Genomic DNA, 7,801 nt, shown 5'->3' on the forward strand with positions numbered 1-7,801 from the left:
GGCGCGCTCGCCCGGCCGTTCCGGCAGGACGGCTTCGAGCTGTTCCTGTCGTCCAGCATCGGCGTCGCGCCGGACGACCCCGCCCTGCCCGCCGAACGCACCGTGCGCCAGGCCTGCGACGCCATGCTGCGCGTGCGCAAGCGCGGCGGCGACGGCATTGCCGGCGCCGACGGCACGGCGCCGTCCCCGCTCTCCTCGCCGGTCCTGGCGGCATTGCCGCACGCGCTGGCGCGCGGCCAGCTCACGCTGAACCTGCAGCCGCGGGCCATGCTGGCCGGCGGCGAGATCGCCGGCTACACGGTTAGGCTGCGCTGGCAGAACCCCGAGTTCGGGCGCGTGGCGCCGCAGGATTTCCTGCCCGCGCTGGAATCGCGGGGCCTGATCGGCGACGTGGCGCGCTGGCTGATGGAAAGCGCGCTGCCGCTGCTGGCCAGCCCCGGCATCGCCGAGCCGTTCGAGCTGAGTTTCCCGGTTTCCGGCACGCAGTTGCACGACCCGCCGCTGACCGGCACGCTGCTGCGCACGCTGGAGCGCCTGCGGCTCGACCCCGCCCGGGTCCGCCTGGAAATCCCCGCGGCGGCCGTGCCGGCGGGCGACCGCGCGGCCGCCGGCAGGCTCGCCGCGCTGCGCGACGCCGGCCTGCGCATCGCGCTGTGCGATCGCGCCGGCGCGCCGGGCCGCGAGCCCTTGCACGCGGCCCTGGAACGCCTGCGGCCGGACCTGCTGATGCTCGATGCGCGCGCCCCCGGCGGCGCTGGCCGGCCCGGACGCGAGGACACCGCCGCGGCGCACATGCGGGCCGCCTGCGAACTGGCCGGGCAACTGGGCCTGGCGGTCTGCGCCAGGGGCATCGAGACGCGCGGGCAGCTGGCCGGGGCGCGCCGCCTGGGGTGCGGCAGCGTGCAGGGCTACCTGCTCGCGCAGCCCTTCCCCGCGCACTGGCTGGCGCAGACGCATGCGGCCATCCGCGCGCGCGTGCGCGAGCTGCTGGCGCAGCCATAGGCCGCAGCCTCGCGGCGGCGCGGCGGCGCACCGTGAAAAAGTTACAAAATGCCGTGCCGGGTACCCCAATGAAGCGCGCCAACAACGGTAAAATTGCGGCGGACAAATCGACCAAAAGGAGTCTGGCGTGAAAAAAGGATGGATCTTCTGCGTTCTGCTTGCCACCCTGCTGGCGGGCTGCAATACGATGGCAGGCCTCGGCCAGGACATCCAGAAGGGTGGCCAGAAGCTCGAAGGCGCTGCCGACCGCAGCAAGTAAGCCGGACGCGCGGGCGCCCGCACGGGCGCCCGGCGGCAAGAAGCCGGCGCATCGCGCCGGCTTCTTGCGTTGTTGCCGCGGCCTGGCAGCGGTTCCCCGGACCGCGGCGGCGCTTCCGGCTATAGCAGTTCCTCCGGCGTAAACGGCGCCAGCACGTCGATCCACAGCCGCCTGGACCACGTGGTGTCCGGCTCGGTATCGAGCACGGCCGCATCCTTCCCCTTGCCATCCACCCATTGCACCGCGCCCGTGTCGGACAAGCGCAGCAGGTAGCTGTTGTCGTCGATGGCGCCGGCGAACAACTGCGCGACCTGCTGCGCCAGGCGCGGGCTGCGGATGATCAGGCCGGTCTCGGTGTTCTGGCTGGCCGAGCGCGGATCGAAGTTCATCGAGCCGACGAACAGGTTGGCGCGGTCCGCCACGGCGGCCTTCACGTGGAGGCTGGCCTGCGAGGACGTGAAATCGCCGACCGCCCGCTGCGGGCGGCCGGGGCGCGACTTCAGCTCGTGCAGCTCCACGCCGGCGCGCAGCAGCGCCGCCCGGTAGCGGCGGTAGCCCACGTGCACGATCGGCGCATCGGTGGCGGCCAGCGAATTGGTCAGCACCCGCACCTTGACGCCGCGCCCGACGAGGCCCGCCATCCATGCCACGCCCGCGTCGCCGGGCACGAAGTACGGCGAGATCAGGATGATTTCCTGCTGCGCGCCGCCCAGCATGCGGCCCAGTTCCCGCACCATCGTGTCCTCGCCTTCGGGCGCCTTGTCGGGCGAGGCCTTGTCCGGCGTGTCGACCATCACGCTGGCCGCGGCCCATTCCAGCGGCAGCTTGCCGTCGCCGGCGAGCTGCCGCGCCAGGAAGCTCGCGCGCGGATCGATGCGCGCCGGCGGCGCCGCGCCCCGGGATTCGCCGCGCCCGGACTCCGTCCGCGGGTCGGCCAAGCCCGGCTCCGGGCTCGCCGCGCTGGCGGGCTCGGCCGACGCCGCCAGTTCCTCGGGGCTGGCCAGCGCCTCCACCGGAATCGCCAGCGGGCTGTTCCAGTAGCGGTCGAACGCCGCCGACAGCCGCCGCACCGCGGGGCCGGCGGCGATCACGTCGAGATCCACGAAATTGGTGTCCGGCGCGCGCAGGAAGTAGGCGCTGCCGATATTGCGCCCGCCCGTCATGGCCAGCGCGTTGTCGGCGATGAACGCCTTGTTGTGCATGCGCCGGTTGATGCGGCGGATGTCCGCCGCCGACGACACCATGCGCGTGAGCCTGGAAAAGCGCCCGGCCGGGAACGGGTTGAACATCCGCACCTCGATGTTGCGGTGGCGCGCGAAGCGCAGGAAGGCGCGGTCCTTGCCGTCGCTGTGCAGGTCGTCGACCAGCACGCGCACGCGCACGCCGCGCCCGGCGGCGGCGCGCACGTGGCGCAGGATCTCGCGCGAGGACTCGTCGGCGTCGATGATGTAGTACTGCAGGTCGAGCGTGCGCGTGGCGCGGTCGGCCAGCGTGACGAGCGTGCCGAAGGCTTCCTCGCCCGAGGTGATGACGTGGAAGCCGGACAGCGCCGGGTCGGGCGCGCTCTGCGCCACCAGCCGGCCCAGCGCGGTGGCGGCGGGATCGGCCAGCGCCGCGCTCGGCTGGCGCGGCACGTCGCGCGGCAGGCTGGCGCAGCCCTCGGTGGCCAGCACCAGCGCGCAGGCCAGCGCGCGCGCCAGGCGGGCGATCCATGCCGGGCCGGCGCGGCGCTCTCGCGCCACCGCCCCCGCCGCCGTCACCGCCGCCGTCACCGTGAATCGCACCAGCATGCCGCCTCCAGCCGCGGGCCATCCAGGACCCGATACCGGAAGCTTAGGAGCTCGCGCCAGGCGCGGCTATCCGCCTTTGTCCGACGTGCCCGGCAAAACGGCGGCCAAGGCGGCGGCCACCCGGGGACGCTTCCGGCCGCTCAGGCCGGCTTGCGCAGCGCGGCCGCCTCGCGCGCCAGCGCGCGCACGCGCTCCCAGTCGCCCTTGGCCACGGCATCCTTGGGCACCACCCACGAGCCGCCCACGCACACCACGTTGGGCAGCGCCAGGTAGGACGGCGCGCGCGCCGCGTCGATGCCGCCGGTGGGACAGAAGCGCAACTGGGCCAGCGGGCCGTACAGCGACTTGAGCATCGGGATGCCGCCGGCGGCCTCGGCCGGGAAGAACTTGAGGAACTGGAAGCCCGCTTCGAGCGCGGCCATCGCCTCGCTGGCGGTGGCCACGCCCGGCAGCAGCGCCACGCCGGCGCCCTGCGCGGCCACGGCCAGCGCCGGGGTCAGCCCGGGCGACACGGCGAACTGCACGCCGGCCTCGCCCACGGCCTGGAGCTGGGCCGGCGTGAGCACCGTGCCGGCGCCGACCACCGCCTCGGGGAAGGCCGCGGCCACCGCCTTGATGGCGTCCAGCGCCACCGGCGTGCGCAGCGTGATTTCCAGCACCGGCAGGCCGCCGCCGATCAGCGCTTCGCTGACGTGCAGCGCTTCGTCGACCGAGGAGAATTCCAGCACCGGGATCACCGGCACGCCGGCGAAGCGTTCGATCAGGGAGGATTGAGTTTGCATGACGGGTATTCAGTCAGGTAGGTCGGACAAGCCGACGAGGGCACGAAAAAACAGCGAACCGGTCGCGCGCGAAGACCGCGCGAAGCGGGAAAGACCGGAAAAATCAGGCAATCACGGCAACCGACTGCGCCAGCCGGGCCAGCACGGTCTCGGTGGCCGGGATCGGCGCCACCGCGCCGTAGCCGGTGGTGGACAGCGCCGCGGCCACGTTGGCATAGCGCGCGGCCTCGAACGGATCGTCGCCGGCCGCCAGGCGCGCCACGAAGCTGCCGCCGAAGCAGTCGCCGGCGCCGGTGGCGTCGAGCGCCCGCACCGGGTACGGCGCCACCAGCGAGCGCGCCTCGGGCGTGGCCACGTAGGCGCCCTCCTCGCCCAGCTTGAGCGCCACCAGCCCGATGCCGCAGCCGAGCAGGTGGTCGACGATGGCGTCGCGGTCGTCGAGGCCGGTCAGCACGGTGATGTCGTCCCAGCTCGGCAGGCACACGTCGGTGAGCGAAAAGGCTTCGCGCATGATGCCGCGCGCGCGCGCCAGCGTCCACAGGCGCAGCCGCAGGTTGGTGTCCAGCGTCACCTTGGCGCCGGCCTTGCGCGCGTGCTCCATCGCCGCCAGCGCGGTGTCGCAGGCGCTGGTGCTGATGGCCAGGCTGATGCCGGACACATGCAGGTAGCGCGCCTCGGCGATGGCGTGGTGCGGCAGGTATTCATGGTGGTAGCGGCTGGCCGCCGAGCCGCTGCGCAGGTAGTCGAAGCGGTGGCCGTGCGCGTCGTGGCTGACGAAGTACACGCCGGTCGGCGCGCCGGCGTCGACGCGCACGTGGCGGGTGTCGACGCGCTCCTGCGTCCACAGCGCCAGCAAGCGCTCGCCGAAGCTGTCGTCGCCCACCGCGCTGATGTAGCCGGTGCGCGCGCCCTGGCGCGCCGCGGCGATGCAGAAGTTGGACGTGTCGCCGCCGAAGCCCTGCAGGTAGCGGGCGGGGTCGTCGGGCTGCTGGTTGAACTCCACCAGCGCTTCGCCGAAAGCCAGGATGTCGATGCTCATGGTGCGGGCGTCCTTCAGGAGGTTCCGTGGTTCCGTGATTCCGTGCGTGGCGGTCAGAAGAAGGTCTGGACGATGTCGGTCACGCGCAGGCTGCCGTCCAGCACCGGGATGTGGCGCCACTTGTCGAAGGTCAGGCACGGATGCGAGATGTCGAAGGCGATCATGTCGCCCACGCGGATGTCGTCGCCGGCGCGGATCCGCAGGTAGGCGTGCTGGTCCATCATGCCGCTCACCTCCCAGTGCGCGGGCGCCGCCTGCGGCGCGGCCGCGCCGGGCCGGTACAGCCGCGCCGGGACCGGCATGCCGGCATCGAAGGCCGCGTCGCGCTTGCCCATGCCGACGATGGCGCGCTCCGGCTCGGGAACCGACTGCACGTAGGCCCACAGCTGCAAGGCCGGCAGCAGGCCCTCGCGCATCTTCTGCGCGACCGGGTTGCTGGCCAGGATGCGCTCCTGCGCTGCGCGGTAGATGCCTACGTCGTGCGTCAGGTAGCAGCCCGGGCGCAGCACGATGTCCAGCGGCGCGCCGATCTCGGTGCGCGCGAATTCCTCCGCCACCACGTCGTACCAGGCCGAGCCCGCGCCCGACAGGATCACCGGGCTGCGGCCGAAGCGGCCGGCCGCGGCCAGCTCGCGCGTGACCGCCACGGTGCGTTGCAGGAAGGCGCGGATGTCGGCCTCTTCCTTCAGCACGCCTTCGTAGATTTCCACGCCGGCCAGCGACAGCGCGCCGGGCCAGCGCGCCAGCGCCGCCAGCACCGCGGCCTGCTGGCGCGCGTCGCGCACGCCGGTGCGTCCGCCCGCCACGCCCAGCTCCAGCAGGACCTGCAGCGTCTGGCCGCGGCCGCTGAAATACGCGCCCAATTGATCCGCCAGTTCCGGCGAATCCACCAGCGAGAAGAACTCGAAGCCGGGATCGCGCAGCAGGTCCGCGACGATCTCCATATTGCGGCGGCCCACCAGCTGGTTGGCCATCAGCACGCGGCGTACGCCGTGCGCATGGGCCGCGGCGGTCTGGTGCGCGGTGGCCAGCGTGATGCCCCAGGCGCCGGCTTCGAGCTGGCGCGCGAACAGCTTGGGCGCCATCGTGGTCTTGCCGTGCGGCGCGAGCTGCACGCCGTATTCGTGCATGAAGCGGCGCATCCACGCCAGGTTGTGGGCCAGGCGCTCTTCATACAGTACCGCCGCCGGCAGGCTCAGGTCCTCGGCCAGCAGTTGCCAGCCGACCTGGCCTGCGGCCGCCGGCGCCAGCGGCGCCTCCAGCTTGCCGAGCGCCTTGTTGAGCGGATCGATCATACCGGTCTGGTACTTTATTTCATGCATCTCTGTCATCACTGCGCAAAATTCCGATTGACGTAATGATAGCCTTGAAATTACGATATTTCACCCTTGTTATAAAGTAACATCCGTGGCGTGCCGAACCTTGCCGGCGCCGGCGGATGCGCGCACGTTCCGCCCTTACGCTTCGCCCTACGCTCCCGTCCATGTCCGCGTCCTTCGACATCCTTTCCCGCATCGCCGAGCGCGGCCCCACGCTGCGCCTGGCCGAGCAGAAGGTCGCCCAGGTGATCCTGGAGGACCTGGCCGGCGCGGCCGCGACCAGCATCAACGAGCTGGCGCGCAAGGCCGGCGTGAGCGAAGCCAGCGTGACGCGCTTTGCCAAGGCCATCGGCTGCCGCGACGTGCGCGACCTGAAGCTGCGCCTGGCGCAGGCCACCGCGGTGGGCCAGCGCTTCCTGCAGGCGCAGGGCGCGCGCACGGCCGAGCCGGCCCCGGCCACGCTGGCCGACAGCATCCATGCGGACATCCTGGACGCACTGGAAGTCAACCGCAAGCTGATCGACCCCGACCACATCGGGCGCGCCGCGCGCCTGTTGCTCGACGCGCGCATGGTCTACGCTTTCGGCATGGGTGGCGGCTCGTCCTTCATGGCCGACGAGGCGCGCTACCGCCTGGCCCGCCTGGGCCGCCCCGTGGCCAGCTACCAGGATGCGCTGCTGCAGAAGATGGTGGCGGCCACCCTGCACAAGGACGACGTCGTGCTCGCCTTCTCCGCCACCGGCAGCGTGCCCGAGATGCTGGCCAGCTGCGACATCGCGCGCGAGTACGGCGCGCGCCTGGTGGCCGTGACCGCGCTGGGTTCGCCGCTGGCCGCGCGCGCCGACGTGCTGCTGCCGGTGCGCACGCTCGAAACCGATTTCATCTTCAAGCCCTCGGCCTCGCGCTACGCCATGCTGCTGGTGATGGACGTGCTGTCCACCCAGCTCGCGCTGCTGCAGCAGGAGCAGAGCCAGGACCGGCTGCGCCGGCTCAAGTTCGTGCTCGACGCGCACCGCGGCAGCGCGGGCCCCGGCGCCGCGGACAGCCGCCAGCCGCTCGGAGACTGACATGCCCGCCTCGACCGACACCCCGCCGTCCGGCCTGCCGCCGTTCGACACGCTCATCCGCGGCGCCACCGTGCTCGACGGCTCCGGCGCCGAGGCGCGCCGCGCCGACGTGGCGCTGCGCGCCGGGCGCATCGCGCGCATCGCCATGCTGGACGACGATGAGGACGGCGGCGGCCTCGATCCCGCCGGCGCCGCGCAGGTGGTGGCGGCCGACGGCCTGGTGCTCGCGCCCGGCTTCATCGACGTGCACACGCACGACGACACCAACGTCGTCCGCCAGCCGCAGATGACGCCCAAGCTCTCGCAGGGCGTGACCACCGTGATCGTCGGCAACTGCGGCATCAGCGCCGCGCCGGTCGCGCTGCGCGGCGAGCCGCCCGACCCGATGAACCTGCTCGGCGGCGCCGAAGCCTTCCGCTACCCGGATTTCGGCAGCTACGTGCAGGCCGTGCGGGACGCGCGGCCCGCCGTCAACGTGGCGGCGCTGGTCGGCCACACCGCGCTGCGCAGCAACCACATGGACCGGCTCGACCGCGCCGCCAC

General features: G+C 72.6%; 8 protein-coding genes. 4 read left to right on the plus strand and 4 right to left on the minus strand.

Annotated elements, in window-relative coordinates:
- Both K206_RS0112900 and K206_RS0112905 read left to right on the plus strand, forming a co-directional pair.
- The coding region (locus tag K206_RS0112900; RefSeq protein WP_020202831.1) for an EAL domain-containing protein at positions 1 to 1,002 on the plus strand (1,002 nt) is incomplete at its 5' end.
- Positions 1,003 to 1,129: 127 nt separating this feature from the next.
- A complete protein-coding gene (locus K206_RS0112905; protein ID WP_020202832.1) occupies positions 1,130 to 1,261 on the plus strand; it encodes an entericidin A/B family lipoprotein in 132 nt (43 codons plus the stop codon).
- 119 nt (positions 1,262 to 1,380) lie between these two features.
- On the opposite strand, the gene K206_RS0112910 is transcribed toward K206_RS0112905, so the two are convergent.
- The 4 genes from K206_RS0112910 to K206_RS0112925 form a co-directional block, all read right to left on the minus strand.
- Positions 1,381 to 3,051 carry a phospholipase D family protein gene (locus K206_RS0112910; protein WP_020202833.1) on the minus strand — a complete coding sequence of 557 codons (1,671 nt, stop codon included), beginning with the start codon at positions 3,049 to 3,051 and terminating at the stop codon, positions 1,381 to 1,383.
- Positions 3,052 to 3,191: 140 nt separating this feature from the next.
- The gene (eda, locus tag K206_RS0112915) at positions 3,192 to 3,833 is read right to left on the minus strand and encodes a bifunctional 4-hydroxy-2-oxoglutarate aldolase/2-dehydro-3-deoxy-phosphogluconate aldolase (RefSeq protein WP_020202834.1); all 642 of its coding nucleotides are present in this window, start codon (positions 3,831 to 3,833) and stop codon (positions 3,192 to 3,194) included.
- Between the two features lie 103 nt (positions 3,834 to 3,936).
- The gene (locus K206_RS0112920) at positions 3,937 to 4,872 is read right to left on the minus strand and encodes a sugar kinase (protein WP_020202835.1); all 936 of its coding nucleotides are present in this window, start codon (positions 4,870 to 4,872) and stop codon (positions 3,937 to 3,939) included.
- Positions 4,873 to 4,925: 53 nt separating this feature from the next.
- Positions 4,926 to 6,194 (minus strand): amino acid deaminase, encoded by a 1,269-nt coding sequence (locus K206_RS0112925; RefSeq protein ID WP_029043572.1) that lies wholly within the window; start codon positions 6,192 to 6,194, stop codon positions 4,926 to 4,928.
- A 161-nt stretch (positions 6,195 to 6,355) separates the two neighbouring features.
- Here K206_RS0112925 and K206_RS0112930 point away from each other — a divergent pair, with 161 nt between their 5' ends.
- On the plus strand, positions 6,356 to 7,258 hold the full coding sequence (locus tag K206_RS0112930; protein ID WP_020202837.1) for a MurR/RpiR family transcriptional regulator: 903 nt from the start codon (positions 6,356 to 6,358) through the stop codon (positions 7,256 to 7,258).
- A gap of 1 nt (position 7,259) precedes the next feature.
- A partial coding sequence (locus K206_RS0112935; RefSeq protein ID WP_029043573.1) for an amidohydrolase family protein occupies positions 7,260 to 7,801 on the plus strand: 542 nt, incomplete at its 3' end.

It is taken from the genome of Cupriavidus sp. WS (genome assembly GCF_000395345.1).
Taxonomy (GTDB): Bacteria; Pseudomonadota; Gammaproteobacteria; order Burkholderiales; family Burkholderiaceae; genus Cupriavidus; species Cupriavidus basilensis_B.